This is a genomic window from Streptomyces sp. AC555_RSS877, from assembly GCF_019049245.1.
In the GTDB taxonomy this organism is placed as follows: Bacteria; Actinomycetota; Actinomycetes; order Streptomycetales; family Streptomycetaceae; genus Streptomyces.
On record NZ_JAGMUK010000221.1, the window covers coordinates 106,909 to 128,876 of the forward strand.

The following is a 21,968-nucleotide window of genomic DNA, read 5'->3' on the forward strand; positions in this document are numbered from 1 at the left end:
GCTGTCCACGGGCCGCGGCGGTCGGAGGCCCCTCACTCCACGGCGGAGGCGGAGATCAGCGGGAGTTCGATCCGAACCTGAGCGCCGAGCAGTTCCGGGGAGGGATCAGGCAGTACCCGCAGCCGGCCCTCGTACAACTGCGTCAAGGCGCGTGCGAGACGGATGCCCTGGCCTGAGCCGTTCCGAGTGCTCACACATTCGCCCTGGTTGAGCCGGGAGGCCACCCCCTGCGCCATGCCGTCCCCGGAGTCTGCGACGAGGATCACGCACCAGGGCTTGCCGTCGACAGCTGTCCACGCAGTCACCGTCACCTCGACGAAGCCGTGCTTTGCGGCTGTCGCGTCGATCGCCTTGCGCGAGTTGTCGAAGAGATTCCAAAAAACCTGGCCGAGCAACCAGGGGTTGGCCTTGATCGACAGATGCTCGGCGCCGGTGACGTCGTACCTGTCGCGGCCTCCCGAGCCGAGATGGGCCCCGCAGGTCTGTTCCACGATGACCTCGGCCAGTGACAGCCTCCGGGGCGCCTCCTTGGCCGCGCTCATCAGGGAGCCCACCTGGCGCAGTTGCTCGGACACTCGCAGATACTCCTCGTTGAGCGTCAGTCGGCGCTCACGGTCCTCCTCTTCCACCATCCCGGTGTTGATCTCCGACAGCTTGCGCTGGAGGTTGGCGTTGTAATGGTCGACGGTATCCACCGTGAGCTGGTTCAGGGAGATGACCACCTGGGCGAGCACGGCGTCCGCCTGCTCGCGTGCTTGCCGCAGAAGGTCCGCCACAATCTCCTCGGACGGCCGCCCGCTCCCCCGGGCCAGGAGTTCGGGCAGCCCGTTCGGTGCCAGGGTCAGCCGCCCATTCCGGCGCTCCATGATGCCCAGGGCCACCAGGGGCCCCACCCCTTCTGCCAGCTCCGCCAGAGGAGGGACCCCGCCGCTGCCCGCAAGGTCGGCGAGGACATCGCTCAGCTCGCCTACCTCGAACTCACCCCGGCCGCCGCCGCTGTGCAGCCAGAGCGCGGTGTGGAGCGCCAAGCCGGCGTTGACGCCGGGTAGTTGCTCTTGCACCCGGCGGGCAGCCCGCCGCCGCCAGTCCATGCCCTCGCGCACCGCCTCCAGCCGGGCGCGCAGATCCCGGCCGGAGAGACGGGACCCCGGATGGTCGCAGAGGGCCTGCAGTAGTTCCCGGAGGGCCAACGAGTGTCCGCCCGTCTCGTAGAGCACGGCCTCCACCGTGACGCTGTCGGGCTGCAGGCCGAGCAGGTCAAAGAACCACGAGAGCTGGAGCGCGGCCTTGCCCCGACCCGCCAGCTCAAGGCCCCGACCGGATCCGGATCGGCCCGCGTCCAGCAGCCCGCTGACGCCGAGCCCCGGTGCCACCGCCCGCAGCAGCGTCAACTGCCTTTCGGCGGCGGGCGGCACCGACCCTTGGGGCGTCGGAGCGGCCAGTCGCAGCAGGTCGTCCGCGTACAACGCGCCGCACCCCTCGGCCGACAGGGTCTCCCCCTCCCACTCGGGCACCAGCCAGATGAAGGGAGTCGAGGCCAGCTGCTCGGGCGGCTCCGCCGTGCTCGGCGCCACCCACAGGGCGACGCCGGCCCGGCCGAAGAGCCCCAGCGGGGGCAGCCGGTGATCAACGGTGCAGTACAGCCGGCTCACCACTCCGTCGACGAGGGCCTCGCACTCCACCACCGGCTCGGCGGTCCCCACACACTCGTGCAGCGCCTCAACCAGCTCGCGCACCGACGACGGTTCGGGCGGCCGGTCCGCTCCGGCCGAGACCAGCGCGGCGAGCGCGTCCGTCAGCCGCCGCCCCGCCGTGTCCTCGTAGGCCGGCAGCCAGCCGTGCAGTTCGGCTGAGCGCAGTTCGCCGTTCTGGTACCACTCCAGTACGTCCTGAAGCGCGTACCGGCGCAGCTGTACCGGTCTGGGCAGCCGGGCGAGTCCCGAGGGTCCGGCGTCAGCGCGGAACTGCGCCCGGTCGCTGCGCACCAGTACGCGGGCCAGCCGAAATTCCCCCGCGGTCAGACACTCCTCCAGCAGGTCCCGGGCCGCTCGGTCCGGCGGCTCACCGCCCCGCGACCGCTCCAGCTCGGCGCGCAGCTCGTCACCTCGCAGCCGCTCCGCCTCGCGGGCCTGTGTCTCCCAGCCCGCGAGCAGTTCGGCGAAGGCGGACTCGTCGGTGGTGGCCAACTCCACCAGGCTGTCGTGTGCCATGCCGTCCACGTCGTGCCAGCTGCGGGCCAGGTCGAGTTGTTCGGCGCGGCGGGCCAGCAGGTGCAGGGCGCGCGTGGCACGGCCCGCGGCCCCAAGGCGGGCGTCGGTGAGGTCGCTCTTGAGCTGCCGGGCGTCCTCCAGTGGCAGCCGACCTCCGTCGATCATCAGATCCACCAGGTCGAAGCGGCCCTCGGCGAGCAGTTGCCGGGCCGCCGTCGCCGCACCACGCGGGACCAGCAGGCCGTCGAGCACCTCGTCGGCCAACCCGTCGAGGGCGTCCGCGCCGAGGGCCGAGGACAGAGGGCGACCCCCCGCGAGAGCCGAGACGAGCGCGGTGTGGCTCCATCGGTCAGACCACTCCTGGAGAACGTCCAGCAGGATTCCGTCGGTTGGTTCCATCAGTGCTGCTTCACCTCGTCCGCCGCTGCCCTGTGTGCCGCTCCCAGCCGGTACAGGTCGGCCATGCCGTCCAGGACGGTGTGGCACAACACGCGTTCCGACTCGGCCATTTTCGCCACAGCCGCCTCAGTCCGGCCGCGCAGTTCCGCCGTGACACGCCCCAACTCCCGTACGGCGTCCATGGGGTCGCGGGGGCCGTGGGCCCGCTGATCACCGGGTTCCGGGCCGGTGTCGGCTGCGGCGACCCGCCACGCGAGGTCCAGCACCTCGCCGAGCTTGGACAGATAGCTCTCCCTGGGGTCGCCGGCCAGCAGCTCGGCCCGCGCCTGGCTCACACTTCGCCAGACGTCGTCCACCAGGTCTGCCGCCACGGCCCTGCCGTCACCGTGGCGGCGGCCGGTGCCGGTCTCCTTGGTCAGCAGGGCGCCCAGGCCGTCCGTGTCACGGCCGGCCACCAGGGCCCGTATCCGGCCGAAGAGCCGGTCGTCACGGAAGAGCACATGGTGGGTCCGGATGGCCGGCTTGATGAGCACCGGCGGCCGGTCGGCCACCAGCAGTGCCTGTTCCAGCGCCTGCCACTGCGCGTCCCTTGCCTCCTGGTGCCGCTCGTCACTGAGTGCGCGGCGGATTTCCGGGCCCGCCGGAAGGCCGTACAGCTCCTGGTGACAGAGGCGTACCGCGCTGCCGAGTTCTTCCCAAGGCTCTCCCAGCCCGGCGGCCAGTTCCACCACGACGTCCAGTGCGAGGCCGTCGCCGGTGCGCAGCACCTCTTCCACGGCAACGAGCAGAAGCGCCGCCTGCTCATCGGAGTCGGGGTCGGTGTCGGCCGCGACCTCCAGCAGATGCGTGCCCAGCCTGCGTCCGCCACGCGCGGCGGCGATGGCGGCCAGAGGCAGACGCGGCCGGGCCGCCGGGTCGGCGACGGACCGTCTCAGGAGCGCGGCGCGCGTGTAGTCGCCCCGTTCCCAGCAGAGCCGGACCAGCCTCAGCCGCCAGCGTGTGCCGGTCGCGGAAGGTGCGGCGGCCGTGTGGTGCAGCAGGCAGCAGGCAGCCGCGGCGGTGACCAGGTCCGGTTCGGCAGTCCGGTCGAGGTCCTCCAGTACTGCCCAGGGGTCCTGCGACCGGTCGAACTCGGTCCGCAGCAGGGCCGCGCCCTCCGCGCTCGGCTGCCAATTCGTGATGATGCGCTGCCGGGCATAGACGACGCGAGGATCCGCGCCACCGGACGCGGCGGGCAGCGCCTCCTGCCTGCGGACGTGCGCGGCGACCTCGGGCGGTTCGCCGACCGCGGCCGCCAGCTCGGCAGCGGCCCGCGCACTGGTGAGCACGATCCCGGGCGCGGGCCGTGGGCGGCCACGCCAGTCTCCGCGCCCGCCCTCACCAAGCAGGTCCTTGCCGCCGACCAGGACCTCGTCGTCGTGGACCAGGACCCTGCCGCGCGCGGGCACCAGTCGCAACCGACCCGGGTACTCGGCCGCCAGCCGCACCAGTTCGGCGGGCTCCTGGCCGGGCGGTACCGCCAGCCCGAGAGTCACCCACACCCCTTCCTGGATTCTGCCGGCCAGCAGCGTCATGAACCGGTCGTCGACCGACGGAGGCCGGTCACTGCTGATGACGAGTCGGCGCCGGACCGAACGAAGTGCCCGCCACAGCAGATCGACGTGCGCGTCGGTGTCCACAATGCGCGCGGCCGGGAGTTCTCGGTTCCCCGCCGTCTCGGCCAGAGCGCGGGCGTAGGCGACCCAGCCGTCGGACCATGCCCGTACGGCCCTCTCGGGGGCGTCAGCTTCTTCGGGGGGAGGCTCCGGGAAGTCGAGCGCTTCCGGGAGCGCCGGCTGCCCGGTGCCGAAGGCGTCACCCGTCGTCCTGAGCAGTCGGCTCATTCTCGCCGTGGGGACGATGCCTGCCGCCCAGGAGAGCAGCCGGCCGAAGACGACGGAATGGCTGTCCTCGTCCGGGGCCGTCAGCAGGAGCCCCAAGGTGTGGCGGCCGGGATGCCCCATGATGTCGCGGTCACTGATCAGCGCGGCCTGGTCGTCCCGGATCACCACGTTCGTCTCGGGGCAGGGCGCCACCTGGGGATACAGCAGCCGGCCGGGGCCGTATCGGCGTACCAGGCTGACCAGGGCGTTGTGGACCGGGCTCGGCAGCTTGGCGGTGGGCTGCTCGCCCCACAGCAGCACCACCGTGACCCGGGCGTCTAGCGCCTGGCGCAGTGCCGCCTCCCAGCGCCGCCAGCCGGTGACCGTGATCTTCGGCACGGCGATCACCAATTGGGTCCGGCTCTGCCCGATCAGCTCGGCGACCCGGGCCTCGTGCTCCTCCTCGGCGACGGTGACGGCACGCACTTCGCTGGCGGTCCGGTTGTCGACCGCCGCGCACACGGCCCGTGCCTCGTCGCCGAGTTCGAGGTGACGGGCGGGCCGGGTGGCGGCGGGAACGGAGAAAGCCCGGTCGGCGCGTTCGTGCAATCGGACGAGCAGCCGCTCCAGCGGAGGCGGGTCGATGAGGTCCTGTCCAGCCACGCCACGCAACGCCCGGACGAACGAGGTGGACGGGTTGTCGGCGGCGAGCTGGGTGAGCCGTTCCCCGGCGAGCTGGTGCCGGGAGGCGGGGTAGGCCCGGTCGGCGACGACGACCTGGAGCCGGCCCGTGTCGGGATCCTCGTGAACGAGGACGTCCAGTGCAATCCAGCGCCGTTCGGTGATCTGGGCGTCGTCCGTGGGGGTCCGGTACGAGAGCACCCGGGGCGGACGTCCGTTGCCTTGCCGCCCGTGGATCGACCCAGCGGCAGCGTCGGGGCCATCCGCGTCCCGCTCGGCGAAGCGCCGGTGCAGATCGCGCTCCAGTGCCGGGATCAGCTCGGCCCGGGGCACCTGGGCCGGCGTGGTGTCGTCGAGCCCCGGTTCCATTGCCAGCCGGCCCGAGGCCGGGGCGAGGTTCCCCCGGCGTGGCTGGACCAGCCCGGTCAGCCGGTCGATCATCACCTCGCAGTCGTAGTCGAGCGTCTCGGCGCCGGGCAGCTCGTGCAGGGTGTTTTCCACGATCCTGCTGCGGACCTCCTCGCTGACCAAAACTCCGCCGCTCGTGAAGTCCAGCCGTACATAGCCCTTGCGCCACACGTCGTGAAGCAGTTCGAGGGTGACCCGGTGTCCGAGACCGAGAAGTTCCACGAGTTGGTCCACTGACGTGATGCCGGGCTTACCTTCCCTGTCCCGCTCCAGGGCATCGATGAGCCGCAGGGCCGTCATCTCGATCGGCGAGAGGACGTCCCCGAGGCCGGCGCTGACATGGACCAGAAAGGTGTCACAGGGGACGTAAATGACTGCTCTGCTGCCGGGTGCCGTCCTCATCACGGCTCCACCGGGCCGAGTGCGGAGTCGGCTGCCGGGCCGGATTGCCCGAGGCCGGTGAGATCGGCGACCGGAATCCGGGAGCCGTACAGTTCCACCGCCCGGCAGACCTGGTTCCAGAAACCGACGTCGGCCATCGGCCGCTGGGCCTTGCGGCGCCCCTCCTGGGCGTGGGTCTCGTCCTGGTCGTGCTCTTCGGTCCCACCGCGGGCAGGCACCGGGCCCGGCTTGGGCACCGGGCCCGGCTTGGGCACCGGTGGCGTGCAGGGCCGAGCCGCCGTCTCCGGGACGGGCCGGGGCGCCGTCTCCGGCTCGTCCTCCGCCGACCGGGGTCGGAACGCCGCGAAATGCTCGAAATCCCCTACCAGGACAAGAAGTTGACGAGCCCGGGAGAGCATCACATTGATGAGGTCGGCCCCAGTCAGATGTCCCAGTCCCAGCCACGGCTGGCTTTCGGTACCAGGCGGTCGCCTGTCGCGCACGAGGGACACCACGACGATGTCGGCCTCCCGGCCCTGGAAGGCGTGCACGGTGGACAGGTAACGCTCCAGTCCGAGCTTGGCCAGTTGGCGGTTCTGCTGCCGATAGGGGCTGAGCACAGCCAGCGTGGTCCCGGGCTCACCGGCGCTCAGTGGTACAGGAGCCGGGCGCATGGCCTCGACGACCTCCTGCACGATCCTTGCCTCACCGCGGTTGAGCCAGCGGGGCAAGCCCTGGCAATCGGGTTCGCCGTGGGTGTCCAGCCACACCAACGAGCGCCCGGCCAGAGCCTCGGGAGCGGTCAGGTTCACCGAGGCCACCTCCTTGCCGGTCGTCAACCGTCCCGGTGGCAGGCCGTCGGGCAACCGTCTGCCGCCGGGCGCCGGGTAGAAGACGCGACTGACGACCTGGCTGATCTCGTCCCGCATCCGGTACTGCGTGTGCAGCGTCAGCAGCGGTCTCCCGCGCCTGTCCTTGTTGCTTGTACTCCTCGCCTTGTTCACATCACTCGTTCCGCCCCCTCCTTGTCCGGGCAGGTCAACGGGCGGCTCAAACAGCGAGCGGAACAGGTCGAAGGCCCGGACGTAGGCGTCGTGATTCGCGCCGATCCGTTGGAACTCTTCGTCCGGGTCGTCGACGCAGCTTTCCAGGAAACGAAGAACGTCGGCGCGACGGTGCGCCGGAAGCTGCTTGTGGTCGCCGATCAGGGTCCAGCGCCGTCCGCGGCACAGTGGCATGGCGAGCTCCGTCGGCCAGGCCTTGGCCGCTTCCTCGACGACCACCCAGTCCATGGTGCTGCGCACCCCGACGGGTGTGACGTTCTCCGCTGTGGCCATCGCGCAGGTGGCGAAGACGAGGTTGGCCGTTCGGCGCAGCCGGTCGCCCAGCTCCGGCAGCACGCTGTCGGTGGCGTCCTCCTGCAGCATCCGCTGCCAGTCCTCCAGTACGCCGCGTGCGTCGCCGCCCACCTTTTTCATCCGCTGCGGCAAGTTGCGTCGGATCCAGTCGGCACGCTCCTCCGCCAGCCGGTTTTCCCTCCAGGGCTCCAGCACGGGGTCCACGGGCGCTTTGGGGGAGGCCACCCGGAGCGCCACTCCCTCCCAGCGGTGCGTTGACTCCCCCAGGTCGTCGAGGGCGTCCAACCGACGCAGAACCCGCTCGGCCAGGTTGTCCAGTGCGAAGTTGGACTGTGCCGAGACCAACACGCGGTGCCCGGGATAGACCCGCAGATAGTGTGCGATGGCCTCGGCCGCGACCGTCGTCTTGCCGGTACCGGGCGGGCCCTGGAGAGCGAAGAAGGGCTCTTGGGTGAGGAGCTGCTGGACCGCCTTCTTGCCGTCATCCCCGCTCAGCCGCTCGCCCGCCCGCCGCCAGCGGTAGGGCAGGAGCCGGAGCGACATCGGCGAACGCAGCTGATCCAGGAGCGCCGGGTTGTTCATCATCTCCACACGGCCGTCCACCTGGCGCTCCAGCGCGATACGACTGCCCCGGTCGTCCAGCGGCCTGATCCACCCCGTTTCTGGCACCGGGGGCGAGTCCTCCGTCAGTTCCAGGACCACCCGGTCCGGGCCGCCCCTGTCCTTGACCAAGGCGCGGGCAGCGTAGCGGGACGGTCCAGGCCGCCCCCGCTCGTCCGGGACGATCTCCACGGCGGCCGGCATGCCGTGGTCGCCCTCCAGCGGACCGAAGAAGTCACCCAACGAGAGGCGGAACCCCATGTCCGCGTACTTGGTCAGCAGTGCCGATTCATTGACCCACGCCTGGTCGCGATCCTCATCCAGGCTGACGGTCACCGTGCGCGGCGAGTCCTTCGGGCCTTCGCAGGCGTAGGTACGTGCGAGCAGTTCTGCGCCCTGGTATTCCAGCAGCCAGTCGATCGCCGCCTCGTACTGCCGCTCATGGTCGGGGACCTGACGCTCCGAGCCCACCGCCTCTACGAGCGGCCGCCAGGAGGGGCGATCCGTGCACACCCGGTCGAACTCGCCGGTGTCCATGTCGGTCGGTACCGCTTCCAGTTCGGGCAGTTCCCGGCGCAGCGGCTGATCCAGCAACGGCTGCAGCCGCGTGCGGACGGAGTGCTGGTCGCGGCGCACCACGTATTTGATCAACAGCACCTCGTCCAGTTCCGGGCCCAGTCCGCCCCATCCCAGGCGCGGCCGGTAGTAGGTGCAGAACCACAACGCCCTACTGCCGACCAGGAGATGCTTCGCCTCGGCGCGCGTGCGCTGGTCACGTTCGCTGCCAACCACGAAGGGAACCGCGCCGTGCGGAGAGCGCAGTAGCCTGGCTCCTTTCAGATCCCGCTGGATCAGCCCGGCCAGCTCCAGCCGACCGGTGTCGGTCTCGGGGCTGTGCCCCAGCCAGCCCCACTCGTAGATGGTGAGCCTTGACTCCTCCGGCATGTAGCCGATCAAATGCGGCCGGCTGCTGACGCGCTCGTCCCAGGTGACGACGATCCGTTCGTACTCCCGGTGCAGTTCCTCGACGACCTCGTAGGCGGTGGGACGCTCACGCGGGTGGTCCCAGCGCAGCATCGTCTCCAGCAGGCCGGTGAGTTGGGGCGGTAGTTCTCGCTCAGCCCTGAGCGTCGCGATGAGATGGGCGTTGAGCTCCGCCAGTCGCTCCGGAGTGCTGTGCGAGACCTCGCTTTCCACAGGCAGCAGTTCGGCGGGCATCGAGCCGAAGAACCATTCCCAGACCACGACCGCCAGGGCGTAGACGTCGACGCGTTCGTCCTCCGCGACGGGCGAGTGCCCGTCGTTCGGGAAGAGAAAGTCCAGCCGTTCCTTGGGTGCGAACGCCAACGCGCGGCACGGCTGCGACAGGTACAGTTCGCGCAGTTTCTGCCCTTCACCATGGGCGTCGATCATCGAGTTCTGGACCAGATTCGCCATCAGCGCGCTCATCTCGAAGCGCGCCAGCCACATGTCCGGCGGGTCCTGGTCCGTAGCGGCGATGGTGCCGGGCCACAGGTTGCGGTGGTAAGCACCGAGCCCGTGCAGCGTCGCCAATGCCTCTGCCAGCCGCAGAAACTGACGTAACGACAGCTTGGGATCACGGTGCATGTAGGCGACCGCCTCCGGGTCTGCCAGGGTGTTGCTGCTGCCGCGGGTGACAGCCACCGCCACACCGCGTAGAGCACCGCTGCCGATCGCCTCGCTCGTCTCTTCCGGTGAGCGGAAGCCGCCGTCCAGGATCCTGGGCAGACCGGGCTGGCCCGTCGCACCGACCCGCAGCAGTACGCGCACTTCCTGCTCCCACAGCAGCCCGCCCACGCCCGTGATGCCCACATAGATCTGGACGTCCACCGGCCGCCCCTCGGTGTCGACAAGTCGGTAGCGAAAGAGCTGCTCGGGGATCAGTTCCTCACGGCTGACGGCGAATTCGGCCCCTCGGGGTGGCTCGTAGGGGCCGTGAACCGCTGTTTTCGGGTCGCAACAGAAGAATCTGACGAACTTGTCCACGAGTTCACCGACGCCGCCTGACAAGGGCGCACCTTCCTCCAGCCGGGAGAGCCAGTGTGAACCATTCTCCGCATTTACACACAGGTAATAACGCAATCCGCGCATAGCGGTTGTTCGTGATCACAGGTGGCAGGGCCATACGGCGCGGAGTCGGCGTCAGCAGGAGTCACTCAGCCGGCCAGTACGCCTGGACATCCGGTTGGGCTGATGAGAACTCACCCTTCGGTGTCGAGCTTCGGGCGCCGGATCGGTTGGACGCATAGGCAGGTCGGAGCAGCACAGCCTGTCCTGGCCTCGCTGATTCCCAAGCCCCGCATACGAGTTCACTGCCGTCACCGACCTGTACAAAGCCCCAGGTCAGCGACTTGAGGCTTGCGTCTTGCTGGGGGCCTGCGCTTCCGACCGGCCAAGCATCCGAAGATGCGTCGCACGGAGGGCACGAGTGCCGGGCGGGCGCCAGCCTCTCCTACGTGCGTCGCGGAGGCGAAGCCTGCCCGCGTCGGAGCGGCAGGTCGTCGGGCAGGACACGGAATGCGACAGCGGACGCCGGCAGACCGGGCGGCATCCAGGTGGTCCTCCGTGATGTTCGGCATGACGAGTGGTCTCGGCCCGTCCAGCGCCGAGGCGGTCGACCGGGCTCGGGCGGCCTCCCCCGGAGCTCACGTGTGGCGACACGGTCGAGTCCGGCCGACGGGAGCAGGGACTGACCGGCAGCCCTGCGGCCGTGATCGTTTCGATGGACGCGTGGAGGAACTGAACGGGCTCCACGAGGCCTGTGTCGGGCGGCTGCCGTCAGGACTCGTTTGTTCCTCCGCGCCTGGGTAACCCGCTCGACGGACAGGGGCGTTGTCGCCCTCCCTTTGCCGCTCCTTTGACGTGGCCGTCCGCTCAGGTTTGACGGCTCCACCATCTCCGTCCGGGTGTCCCGGTGAGTCACCCCGCTCGCCCGGGTGCCCCGGCCGGTCCTGCGACCCGCGGCCCGCTGCCCACTGCGACGGGGCCCGGCCAGGAGCGGGAGGCACGTGCCCTGCCACGCGACCGGAAGACGCCAGGAAAGAACGAGGTACGTCCCCATGAGCAAGCCCGCACAGCAGCAGCAGCCTCCGGGTACCGAGGCGTCCCTGCGACCCCAGGCCGACCACGGTGAGCGCAGCTACCGCGGATCGGGCCGGCTGGCCGGGAAGAAAGCCCTGATCACCGGTGGTGACAGCGGGATCGGCAAGGCCGTCGCGATCGCCTACGCCCGCGAGGGCGCCGATGTCCTTCTCTCGCACCTGAACGAGGAGGAGGACGACGCCCGCGACACGGCACGCTGGGTGGAGGAGGCCGGCCGCAAGGCCGTCCTGGTGCCGGGCGACCTGTCCGATCCCGCCCACTGCCGGGAGGTGGTGGCGCGGGCCGTCGAGGCGTTCGGCCGCATCGACGTCCTGGTCAGCAACGCGGCCTTCCAGATGTTCCGCGACTCGATCGAGGAGATCCCGGACGAGGAGTGGGACCACACGCTGTCGACCAACCTCGGCGCCATGTTCCACCTCTGCAAGGCGGCGGTGCCGCACATGAAGCCGGGTGCGTCGATCATCGCGTCCAGCTCGGTGAACTCCGACTCGCCGCCGCCGGGCCTGCTGGCGTACAACGCGACGAAGGCGGGCCTGGCCAACATGGTCGGCTCGCTGTCCCAGTCGCTCGCCGAGCGGGGCATCCGGGTCAACAGCGTGGCCCCGGGGCCCATCTGGACGCCGCTGATCCCCGCCACGATGCCGCCCGAGCAGGTCGAGGACTTCGGGGGCCGGACGCCACTGGGGCGCGCCGGGCAGCCGGCCGAACTCGCCCCCGTGTACGTCATGCTCGCCTCGGACGAGGCCGCGTACGTCTCGGGTGCGCGGATCGCCGTCACGGGCGGCCAGCCCATTCTCTGACACACCGTCAGGCAAGGGGAGTGACCGTGGACTGGTATCCGTTGCCGCTGACCACCCCCGTCAAGCAACACCTCTTCGGCGGCCGGGCGATCACCGATCGGCTGGGCCGTACCGGCCTGCCCGACGGCCCGGTCGCCGAGATCTGGGAGGTCAGCGATGTGGACGGCGAGGGTGCGCGCGTCGCGGACGGCTCGCTGGCCGGCCGGCCACTGCGCCGGCTCGTCGAGGATCACCCCGAAGAACTCATGGGACGCGGGTGGCGCGGCCCGCACTTCCCGGTGCTGACCAAGTTCATCGACGGCACCGGCACCCTCCCGGTCCATCTGCACGCCGACGACGACACGGCACGCCGGCTGGAGGGCGAGCCCCACGGCAAGACCGAGGCGTGGCACGTCCTCGACGCGGTCCCGGGAGCCACCGCCCTGGTCGGGGTGAAGGCCGGTGTGGACCGGGACACCCTCCACCGGGCCCTGCTCGCACAGGACTTCGACGCGGTCATGCGCCGGCTTCCGGTGCGGGCCGGGCAGACCGTCTACGTGCCCGGCGGCACCCTGCACAGTTTCGGCCCCGGCACCCTGGTCTACGAGATCGAGCAGACCTCCGACATCCAGCAGCACGCCATGCGCCGGCACATGGAGGACGGCTCGGAACTGGCCGACGAGGAGTGGCACGCCAACCTGGGACGGCTCCTCGACGAGTGGCGTCCCGGACCGCGCCCCGAGTTCCACTCCGGCCTGGGTGTCCAGGTCGACGACGGGGTGGAGCGCACCGTGCTGTGCGCCGGCCCGTACTTCGCCCTGGAGCGGTGGCGCGCGGGCGCAACGGCCCCACTGGTGCACGACTTCTCCACCGCGCTGGTCGTCAGCAACGCCGGCGCCCCCGTCACCGTGGAGTCCGGTGACCGCTCCGAGCGGCTCGGGCGCGCCCGGAGCCTCCTGCTTCCGGCCGCGCTGGGCCGGGTACGGATCCAGGGGCCCGCCGATGTCCTCCTCGGCTATCTCCCCGACCTGGAACAGGACATCCGCACGCCACTGCTCGTGGCCGGGCACGGGGCCGCCGCCGTGGCCGCGCTCGGTGAGGGCCTCTCCCCGGCGCCGCCGGGGCCGGGCGCCGGGCGGCACTGAGACGAGCGCTCCGGGAACACCCCGGCCCCACCGCCGACGCGGACACCGCGCGGCGGGACCCACCCACGCCGAAGGAGAGCCATGGGCGACATCACCACCAGCGACGGCGTCACGATCCACTACGAGGAACAGGGCTCCGGCCCTCCTCTCGTCCTGATCCACGGCTGGGGCTTCAGCGGCCGCTTCTTCACCCGCAACGTGGCCGCCCTCGCCGAACACGCCCGCGTCATCACCGTCGATCTGCGCGGTCACGGCGACTCCGGCAAACCCCGCCACGGCTACCGGGTGTCGAGGCTCGCCAAGGACCTGTTCGACCTCCTCGAAGCACTCGACCTGCGCGAGGTCACCGTGCTGGGCTGGTCACTCGGCTGTCCGGTCGTCTGGAGCTATCTGGAACTGTTCGGCAGCCACCGCCTGGCCCGCGCGGTGTACGTCCAGCAGGCACCCCGCCAGTACTACGCACCGGACTGGAAGCACGCACACGCCACCTGTTACGACGAACCCTCCCTGGCCGCTCTGCAGACGCAGCTCACCTGCGATCCGTCGGCCTTCGACGAGGACCAGATCGGCACCATCTTCGCGGGCGCACCCACCTCGCCGGAGCGGGAGTTGCTGCTGGCCGAGATGGCCAAGTCACCCCCGTACGCACGTAACGCGCTGATGGCCGACCACACCCGCCACGACTGGCGCGACCTGCTGCCCGCGATCCGGCTGCCCGGCCTGGTTCTGGTGGCGCGCCAGGACCAGGTGTTCCCCTGGCAGGGCCCCGCCCGGGTCGGTGAGGCGCTCCCGGGCGCCCGGACCGTCTTCTTCGAGCACAGCGGCCACGCGCTGTTCTTCGACGAGCCGGAGAAGTTCCACCGGACGGTGACCGGCTTCCTGACCGACGGCAGGAACGACGGCAGGAACGACACGGAAGTACTCGTATGACTCTGACGGACAGCCCCACCCCTCCGTTCGCCTTCCCCTACGGCGTCAACCAGTTCACGACCATGCCCTGGTCCTTCGAGGAGGACCTGACGCACTACGCCGGCCTCGGCGTCGAAGCGATCGAGCTGTGCGAGACCAAGCTCGACCACGACCCCGACCCTGCCAAGGCACAACTCGCCTCGGTCGCCGAGACGGGACTGCCGATCAGCTCGGTCCAGCCCGTCGTACGGACCGTGTTCCCCAGCGAGACCCAGCCGGATCCGGCCGGCCGGCGTGACCGGCTGGCCCGCTTCCGCCGCAGCGTGGAGCTGATCGCACCGTTCGCGCCGGGCGCGGCCTTCGTCACCAACACCGGGCCGGCGCCCGACGGGAACCTGCACGAGGCTATCCGCCAGGTCGTCGGCCATCACCGCGAACTGGCGGACATCGCCGCCGACCACGGCGTACGGATCGCGCTGGAACCCCTCAACCCCGTCCTGCTCAACGCGGAGACCGCCATCTGGACCTACCGGCAGGCGCTCGACATCGTCCAGGAGGTCGACCGCGAGAACGTGGGCGTCTGCCTCGACCTGTGGAACCTCTGGCAGGACCCTGATCTCGTCCCCCGCCTCGCCGACGCTCCCGACCGTCTGTTCCTGCTCCAGGTCAGCGACTGGCGCACGCCCCGCTCGCGGATGGACCGGCGCAGCGTCGGCACCGGCGACATCCCGGTCGGCCGACTGCTGCACGCGGCCTACGACGTCGGCTACCGCGGCCCGTGCGTCCTGGAGATCTTCTCCGACAACGTGCCGGACTCGCTCTACGAGACGGACCTGGACGATCTTCTGCGCACCAACCGCACCGCCCTCGCATCGGCCTGGCGAAACGGCTGAGCGGGGGCGGGAGCGGCCGTCGGGAGCGGTCGTCGGGAGCGGTCGTCCCGTGTCATCGGCCCGGCTTGCGGGAGAGGGCGCCCCCCTGTCAGCCGCTCTGTGACGGGGTCTGCTTCTCGCCGTCGACGATGGCGCGGCTGAGGATGGCGCTGGTGAAGGTGACCGTGCCGGGCGTGATCAGGGCGTCCTCTCCGCTCATCTTGTTCACCTGAACCGAGCGCTCGCCCAGGAAGACATGGGTCTTCTTGTCGAAGATCCACTCCTCGCGCTGACCGCTCGTCTTGTCCAGCCGGGCCACCGCCACGCCGTGCCGGCCCACCGCGTCCGTCGCGTCGTTGACCACGACGACACCCGGGATCTTCGCCGCGGCCTTGAACAGGGCCGAGTACAGCTCCGCCGGAGGGTAGGTCTCGCCGAGCAGGTCACCGATGGTGGTGAACGCCTGCTGGTCTGGGGAGTTGCCGTCCCCCTCGGTCTCCTTGTAGATCTTGGCCAGAAGGGCGTCGGGGTCGGTGGTCAGCTTGGTCAGATAGTCGTACGACGGAGCGTTCAGGTGCGCCTCCGGAGTGTTGCCCGTCTCGTCGGGAAGGCTCAGGGTCTCGCCCTCGCTGGTGTCGTTGACCGCCGGGTCGATCAGCCAGCCCTTGGTGCCGTCCGCCGACATCCACACCTGGCGGCGGTGCAGCTCGTGGCTGGCCAGGAAGCTCTTGTCGTCGATGGTCCTGACGAAGGAGGAGGCCGTCTTGGACTCGACGTAGATGTACTGGCCGGGCTTGACGGTCGGGTGGTCCACGTCGGCGGCCGCCAACGCGATCTGGTCGAGCAGCTGCGGTACGCCCTTGGTGGACGCGGCGCCGACGGTTGTGGTCAGGGCCGGTCCGGTGGCGACGCCGCCGTCTTCGATCCCGGTGCCGCCACCGGACTTGACCACCCCGGTCACGACCACGCCGGCGAGGGCGGCGACCAGCGCGGGCAGGGCGATCGCCGGGCGCGGCAGCCGGAGGCGCCGGATCTTCGCCGGGGCCACCGCCTTCTCCCCCACGCCTGTGTGCTCTGCCTGCTGCGCCTCGTGGATCTGGGCCATCATGCGCTCCTTGTGGAACTGGTGACGGCCCGGCGGCAGGTCGCGCGTCGTCCGGTCGAAGAGCTGTGCGCCTTCTTCCCACTCGGCAGCACTCTGCCGGGACGTGTTCGCGTTCATCGGTTTCCTTCCTGTACGGGCCGGATCACGTGTGCGTGATCGCCTCTTGTCTGTCTGCCGGGGCGGCCGACTTCCCGATTCCGGAAACTTTTCTCGGACGAGGTCGCCGCAGCGGGGCGTACCAACTCCCCTTTTCTGTCTGCCAGTTGGAGTCCTCTCAGTTCGGACTCGGCGACCTCCGCGACCTCCGCGACCTCCGCGACCTTGCGGAGCTTCTTGCGGGCGCGGGACAGCCGGGAGGCGAGCGTGCCCACCGGAATGCCGAGCGCCTCCGCCGCGGCCTCGTAGTCCAGGCCCTCCCCCAGGCAGAGCGCGATGACTTCGCGCTCCGGCCGGCGCAGCGCCGCGAGCGCGGTGAGCGCCGTCGCGAGGCGCCGTCGGCCGTCGAGCCGGTCGGCCACCTCCTCGGCATGGTCGGGTACCGACAGTTCGGCCGCCGCGGCCGCCTCCGCCGCCGCCCGGTACCGCCGGTTGCTCCGGAACTGGTTGCGCGCCGTGTTGGTGGCGATGCCCAGCAGCCACGGCCGCAGGGAACCGCCCTCCGGGTCGACCTTGTCGCGCAGCCGCCATGCCTCCATGAAGGTCGCGGCCATCACGTCCTCGGCCGTCGACCAGTCGGCGGCCAGCCGGAAGGCATGGTTGTAGACCGCGCGCGCATACGTGTCGAACAGCTCGGCGAACGCGCTCGAATCACCAGCCCGTATCCGGGTACGCATATGAGTGCTCACCTCAATGAGCTGTCCGGCACCGCACACCGGCTTCCCGTGACCTGCGCCACACGCGCCCTGGATGCGCCTTTCCGCCCGCCATGTCGGGTACGGCGGCTCGCACTTCCTCACCTCTGATGACTGGCACGGCACAGCGTCGCAGACCCGACGCCCGCCACGAAGGCCGTCACATCCCTGCGGGCAGCTCTGGGCGGACACGACGCCTTCTCCGCGACCGGTGCAGCGTCAGAAGGACGCCGTGAACGCCGACGTGGAGATGAAGAACGGTGTCGCGACCCAGGTGACCGAGCGGCGCGCCGCTCAGCAGGACGCCGGAGACGACACCGGCTCCGCCCCCGACTCGGGCTCCGGCTCCGACTCCCGCGAGACCGTCATCGAGGGCATCGACGAGGGCAAGGGTGTCAACGGCACCTGGTTCGGCAACGTCTCCTACCTGGCGCCGGGCAAGTACACGGTCTCCGACATGAAGGGCACCGAGCAGCAGTTCCTCGTCGCCGACGACACCAAGATCGTGGGCTACGACGACATCTGCGACGCCGTGAACACCGGCCCGGGCGGAGAGGGCGGCGTCGAGTGCACCGAGGCCGAACTCGAGGCGGCCGCCAAGTAGGGCTTCAGCGCAGAGGTCGTGGTCAGCAACGGCATCGCGACCACGATCCGCGACGACCACTGAGCACAGCCCGCGGCATGTCCGCAGCACACCGGCAGTGGCCCTACCGGGCCGAGCTGGATCTCCCGGCGGAAGGCGCGCCGCTTTCCCGGTCCGACCTCGGCCAGATGTACGGCAGATCGTCCGGCACGCCGGGGAAGAGCGGCGCGTAGGCGGCAGGGTCCTTGCGTACCAGCGCCGACCGGTGGCTGAGGTGAAAGGCGTCCTCGCCGAGCCAGGGAGGCAGCTCCCCGGCGGCCGCCAGTCGTGGCTGGTCACGCATCGGTGTTCCGGGACGGAACGCGGTCAGATCGGCGACCAGTGTGGCCGCACAGGTGTCCTGATGACCCTGGTCACACCACACCGCGCAGACCTCCAGGCCGTACCGGACCAGCGCCTCCTCATATCCCGCCCACATGCGGACGGCGGGATGCCGGCGCCACCCGTAACCCGGCACGACGAGGCCGCGAAGGACCTGCAACGCCTCGACCCGCTGCTTGCCGAGTCGACGGCGGTCGAGCACGAGCGCTGAGGCTCTGAAGTCGGGATGGGGCAGGAAGGTCTGCATGCCGTGGTCCCTCACCGATACGGGCTCGGCGACGGGCCCCGCCGCCCGCCTTCGCGCCGTCGTGCGTCAGAGGGTTGAACCGGGGTTCTCGGGCCGGATCCGTCCTCGCCAGGCGCCCGTCTCTCCGCCGTGGCCTTCGATGTAGTCCTTGAAGCGGTGCAGGTCTCCCTTCACCCGGCGGTCGATCATGCCGAGCATGTCCGCGCCCTTCTCGACCATGCCGGAGGGCTCGACGTCCATGGTCAGTTCCACCCGGGTGTGCGTGTCGTCGAGCCGCTCGAACCTGACCGATCCGCGTTGCCGGATCTCACCGCCGACGACCCGCCACGTGATCCGGTCGTCCGGCAGCTGGTCGACGATCTCGGTGTCGAACTCGCGCTGCACACCACCGATTTTGGTCGTCCAGTGGTTGTGCCGCTCGTCGAGCTGCCGTACCTCCTCGACGCCCTCCATGAAGTTCGGGAACTCCTCGAACTGCGTCCACTGGTTGTAGGCGGTGTGGACGGGAACCTCGACGTCTACTGCTTCCTTCACCGTGCTCACGGTCTCCTCCTCGCTGAGAGTCGTGACGGTCGTTGCACGCCGCCGAGTACCCGCGCACGGAGGGATGCAGACCCGCATAACGCCCTGAATCACGTACCTCCGCAGGAGGACGCCACCGGTACGGCCCCGTGAGCTCGGGGCCGTACCGGGGCGGCGGTGCCGGTGCGGCGGTCGGGGCCGGGATCAGTCGGTGAAGTACTTCCAGGCGCCTGGGTCGTGGAGTTGACGGAGTCGCCGGAGGAGCCGTTGATGTACGACGAGCGCATCCGGGCCCGGATGCCGGACTCGCCCGGCGCTTCCAGGTTCACGGCCGACTTGCCGTTGGCGGCCAGGGCGAAGTACTGGGACCGGAACATCGCGGAGGACCGCGGTGCCACCGGGTGACCTGGCGGGTGCCGTCGTCCGGCGCGGTCGTCGGCTCCCGCCGGCCGGCCGCCGGGGTCAGCGGCAGTCGTACGTGAGGTTGGTCGTGACCGTGTGGGGGGTGGGCGTGAGGATGCGCAGTTCGGCCCGTGCCGTGTAGTGGCCCTTGCCCTGGAAGGTCCACAGCAGGTGCAGACGGGCCTGACTCTGGTCCCGGACCACCACCTCCCGCAGGACGCCCGAGGCGGTGCCGTCGCTTCGGGTCCAGCGGTAGGAGAGCGTGCCCGGCCGGCCGTTCGTGGCGACGAGGGCGACGATGTCCGCGGTCGCGTCGCATCCCAGAACCGCCGGCCGGGCTGTGGCCGCCACCGAGCGCACCGCGACGGAGGGCCCGTGGCGCTGCCAGGCGAGGAAGGCGATGACCGAGACCAGCACCAGCGCGGGCAGTGCGTGTCTGCGCAGACGGTGGCGCGGAGGCGGAACGACGGGCGGCGGCACCGCGGGCAGCGTCATGTGGGTGCGGTGCGCGACGGCCGCTGTCACCCCCGGACCGAAACGCAGCACGGTGCCTTCCACGCGATCCGGCCGGGTCGGCGGCGTCGGCGTCGGCGTCGGCGTCGGCGTCGTCAGGATTCGCGTGGTGGGCGGCGCGAGGAGGGTGGCGTCCGGCTCGGGCCGCTGGATCCAGTGACTGCCCAGCACGGTGGCGCTGTACTCGGCGCCGACGGGGCCGACGGCGCCGGGCTCGTCGCTCGGGGCGGGTTCGTGGTCCGGGGTGCGTTCGTCGGCGGGGCCGAGGTGGAGAGTGGAGGTGTGCTCGTCGGCGGGGCCGAGGTGGAGAGTGGATGTGCGTTCGTCGGCGGGGCCGAAGCGAACGGTGGAGGTGTGCTCGTCGGCGGGGCCGAGCACCCGGGTGGGCTCCCCGTCGTCGGCAGGCGCGGGGGCGCGGTCGTGGTGAGCGGTCATCGGATGTCACACCGCCTGGTCAGAAGCTGCTGTGTGGCGCCGCCGTCGGCGGAGGCCGGGGTGGTCGTGGCCTGCACCGACCAGTAGCAGCCTCTGCCCTGGAAGGTGTGGTCGACGGTGAGCGTGTAGTGGGTGGCGCCGCTGCGCTCGAACGTCTGGGACGCACCGTCCGGGGTGGTGCCGAGCTGGAGCCCGGTGTCGCCCGTGAACCACGCGACGGTGAGGGAGATCGGCCCGGTGCCGTCCGTGGTGATGTCGATCGTTGCCGTGCCGGTCGTCGTGCCCGTCTGCTGGAAACCCGCTACCGCGACGTCCTTGACGGCGGGAGCGGCCGGAGGGGTGGGGGAAGCGGTCGTCGGCGTCGCCTCGGTGGCCGTCGCGCCGGGTGTCGTCGCTCCGGGGGCCGGAGCGGTGGTGGCGGCGTCGGACGCCGAGGGCTCACCCGTGCCGACCGTCGCGAGGTCGGAGGGCGACGGGCTGGAGGACTCGGTGGAGGACGTCGGGGGCAGGGAGGAGGAGTTCGCCGACGCGGCCGGAGAGACGAGTTCCCCCGACTCCACACCCGGCTGGGCACTGGTGGTCGCCAGGGCCTGCCCCGCCTGCTGCGGATCCGCTCCCGGGGTGTCCTGGACGCCGTAGGAGAGGAGGACGGCCACGACCAGGGCCGCACCGGCCACGAGCATCCCCGGCCGGCCGGGACGCCACGACCGCGCCCAGCCGGGGTTCGGTCCGCCGCTCAGGACCGTGCGCGCGGTGTCCGTCGTGGTCCGCGGGGCGCTGCGGGCCGAGGGCAGCAGCAGCGGCAGCAGGGCCACCAGCGCGGCGAGCCGGCCGCGGCCGCGTTCCTCCCAGTCGGGCCCGTAGGCGGTGCGGGCGGCCGTCTCCAGTTCCGTGACGAACGCCTCGGCGTGTCCGGGCCGTTCCCGCGGGTCCTTGGCCAGACCGCGCCGCACCAGCTCCCGCACCGCCTCGGGCGCCTCCTCGGCGGGGACGGGCGCGTCGACGTGCTGCAGCGCGAGTTCGGCGAGATTGTCGCCCCCGTAGGGCTTGTGGCCCGTCAGGCACTCGAAGAACGTGGCCGTGGCCGCGTACACGTCGGCGGCGGGAGAGGCGGGCGCGCCGGTCCACTGCTCCGGGGCCATGTAGTGGGGGGTGCCCGCCACGCCGACGCTGGTGCCGGCGTCCACCGCGATCCCGAAGTCGACCAGCTTGGACGACCCGTCCGGCACGACCAGGACGTTCGCCGGCTTGTAGTCGCGGTGGACCACGCCGACGCGGTGCGCGTCGGCCAGGCCGAGCAGCGACCCCTTGAGGACCACGAGCGCGGCCTCGGGGTCGAGCGGGCCCTGCCTGGTCAGCAGGGTCCGCAACGAGACACCGTCCACCAGCTCCATCACGATGGCCGCGCCGTCCGGGCTCTCGACGTACTCGTACAACCCGGTGACGTACGGGCTCTCCAGGCCGCCGAGCAGCCGCGCCTCCGCCCTGAAGTCGCGTACGAAGCCCGGCCGGGTGCGCAGTGACTCGCTGAGGTACTTCACCGCGACCTCGACGCCGGTCTCCTCGTGCACGGCGAGGATGACCCGCCCGCTCGCCCCCGACCCGAGCTCCAGTGACTCGGTGTATCCGGGCACTGCCCATGTGTTCATACCAGCCCCCCAAGGCCGCCCGCGCTGCCGGAAACTCACCCGCCCCGGAGCACGGAGCATGCACCCAAAGACACACTTTCAGCCACTGTGGTTGCGGTGCGGCTTCCAGGCTCCTTGCGTGGCCCGGCCCGGATGAGTGGTGACAGGTGGCTGAAAAGGATCACTGAAAGGGGGCACTGAAGGGTTCGCACGGATCAGAAGGCCCCTTCGGTGGCGGGCCACGTGCTGGCAGAGGACGCTGGATGCGGGGGCAACCCGAGGGACCCGAGGGAGAGGCACCCCATGGCTCAGACCGGCCCGGACCACAAGGCGCACACGCCGTTTCTGTCCCGCCCCGGCGTCCGCCGCCTCGCACCGTTCGTTCTGATCACCGCGATCGCTCTGATCTTCATCTTCGAGAACCGCACGAGTGTGAAGATCCGCCTTCTCATCCCCGAGGTGACCATGCCGCTGTGGGGCGCCCTGCTGATCGCCTGGGGCCTCGGCATGCTCGCCTGCGCCCTCACGCTGCGCCGGCGCCCGCACCGGCACACCCGACGGCCGGAGTGAGTTC

Annotated in this window: 16 protein-coding genes; 6 read left to right on the forward strand and 10 right to left on the reverse strand. The window is 70.8% G+C overall.

The window, feature by feature from the left end; translation table 11 throughout:
• Positions 1–32: 32 nt before the first annotated feature.
• Genes KUM49_RS45655 through KUM49_RS45665 form a run of 3 tightly spaced genes read right to left on the reverse strand, consistent with a single transcriptional unit; the run spans position 33 to position 9,930 of the window.
• Complete coding sequence (locus tag KUM49_RS45655; RefSeq protein ID WP_217242893.1) at positions 33–2,609, reverse strand: ATP-binding protein; 2,577 nt, start codon at positions 2,607–2,609, stop codon at positions 33–35.
• Positions 2,609–5,962 carry a hypothetical protein gene (locus KUM49_RS45660; RefSeq protein ID WP_217242894.1) on the reverse strand — a complete coding sequence of 1,118 codons (3,354 nt, stop codon included), beginning with the start codon at positions 5,960–5,962 and terminating at the stop codon, positions 2,609–2,611. Before KUM49_RS45660 ends, KUM49_RS45655 begins: the two co-directional genes overlap by 1 nt.
• On the reverse strand, positions 5,962–9,930 hold the full coding sequence (locus KUM49_RS45665) for an AAA domain-containing protein (protein WP_217242895.1): 3,969 nt from the start codon (positions 9,928–9,930) through the stop codon (positions 5,962–5,964). The genes KUM49_RS45660 and KUM49_RS45665 overlap by 1 nt, the downstream gene beginning before the upstream one ends.
• A 1,049-nt stretch (positions 9,931–10,979) precedes the next feature.
• On the opposite strand from KUM49_RS45665, the gene KUM49_RS45670 reads away from it, so the two are divergent.
• The 4 genes from KUM49_RS45670 (at position 10,980) to KUM49_RS45685 (ending at position 14,748) form a co-directional block, all read left to right on the forward strand.
• The gene (locus KUM49_RS45670; protein ID WP_217242896.1) at positions 10,980–11,822 is read left to right on the forward strand and encodes an SDR family oxidoreductase; all 843 of its coding nucleotides are present in this window, start codon (positions 10,980–10,982) and stop codon (positions 11,820–11,822) included.
• Between the two features lie 26 nt (positions 11,823–11,848).
• Entirely contained in the window at positions 11,849–12,946 is a 1,098-nt protein-coding gene (locus tag KUM49_RS45675; RefSeq protein WP_217242897.1) for a class I mannose-6-phosphate isomerase, read from the forward strand.
• An 81-nt stretch (positions 12,947–13,027) separates the two neighbouring features.
• Complete coding sequence (locus KUM49_RS45680; protein WP_217242898.1) at positions 13,028–13,876, forward strand: alpha/beta fold hydrolase; 849 nt, start codon at positions 13,028–13,030, stop codon at positions 13,874–13,876.
• Positions 13,873–14,748 carry a sugar phosphate isomerase/epimerase gene (locus KUM49_RS45685; protein ID WP_217242899.1) on the forward strand — a complete coding sequence of 292 codons (876 nt, stop codon included), beginning with the start codon at positions 13,873–13,875 and terminating at the stop codon, positions 14,746–14,748. Before KUM49_RS45680 ends, KUM49_RS45685 begins: the two co-directional genes overlap by 4 nt.
• An 88-nt stretch (positions 14,749–14,836) precedes the next feature.
• On the opposite strand, the gene KUM49_RS45690 is transcribed toward KUM49_RS45685, so the two are convergent.
• Entirely contained in the window at positions 14,837–15,949 is a 1,113-nt protein-coding gene (locus tag KUM49_RS45690) for a CU044_5270 family protein (RefSeq protein WP_217242900.1), read from the reverse strand.
• Positions 15,946–16,665 (reverse strand): RNA polymerase sigma factor, encoded by a 720-nt coding sequence (locus KUM49_RS45695; protein ID WP_217242901.1) that lies wholly within the window; start codon positions 16,663–16,665, stop codon positions 15,946–15,948. Before KUM49_RS45695 ends, KUM49_RS45690 begins: the two co-directional genes overlap by 4 nt.
• A gap of 250 nt (positions 16,666–16,915) precedes the next feature.
• On the opposite strand from KUM49_RS45695, the gene KUM49_RS45700 reads away from it, so the two are divergent.
• Positions 16,916–17,287, forward strand: a complete 372-nt coding sequence (locus KUM49_RS45700; protein WP_254402780.1) for a hypothetical protein — start codon at positions 16,916–16,918, stop codon at positions 17,285–17,287.
• Between the two features lie 103 nt (positions 17,288–17,390).
• Here KUM49_RS45700 and KUM49_RS45705 read toward each other — a convergent pair whose 3' ends face one another.
• The 5 genes from KUM49_RS45705 to KUM49_RS45725 form a co-directional block, all read right to left on the reverse strand.
• Entirely contained in the window at positions 17,391–17,894 is a 504-nt protein-coding gene (locus KUM49_RS45705) for an MSMEG_6728 family protein (protein ID WP_217242902.1), read from the reverse strand.
• Between the two features lie 66 nt (positions 17,895–17,960).
• On the reverse strand, positions 17,961–18,437 hold the full coding sequence (locus tag KUM49_RS45710; protein ID WP_217242903.1) for an SRPBCC family protein: 477 nt from the start codon (positions 18,435–18,437) through the stop codon (positions 17,961–17,963).
• Positions 18,438–18,526: 89 nt separating this feature from the next.
• The gene (locus KUM49_RS45715; protein ID WP_217243054.1) at positions 18,527–18,814 is read right to left on the reverse strand and encodes a hypothetical protein; all 288 of its coding nucleotides are present in this window, start codon (positions 18,812–18,814) and stop codon (positions 18,527–18,529) included.
• Positions 18,815–18,878: 64 nt separating this feature from the next.
• Positions 18,879–19,766 carry a hypothetical protein gene (locus tag KUM49_RS45720; protein ID WP_217242904.1) on the reverse strand — a complete coding sequence of 296 codons (888 nt, stop codon included), beginning with the start codon at positions 19,764–19,766 and terminating at the stop codon, positions 18,879–18,881.
• A complete protein-coding gene (locus KUM49_RS45725; protein ID WP_217242905.1) occupies positions 19,763–21,415 on the reverse strand; it encodes a serine/threonine-protein kinase in 1,653 nt (550 codons plus the stop codon). Before KUM49_RS45725 ends, KUM49_RS45720 begins: the two co-directional genes overlap by 4 nt.
• Before the next feature lie 282 nt (positions 21,416–21,697).
• Between KUM49_RS45725 and KUM49_RS45730 the strand changes: the two genes are divergently transcribed.
• Complete coding sequence (locus KUM49_RS45730; protein ID WP_217242906.1) at positions 21,698–21,964, forward strand: hypothetical protein; 267 nt, start codon at positions 21,698–21,700, stop codon at positions 21,962–21,964.
• Positions 21,965–21,968: the final 4 nt, after the last annotated feature.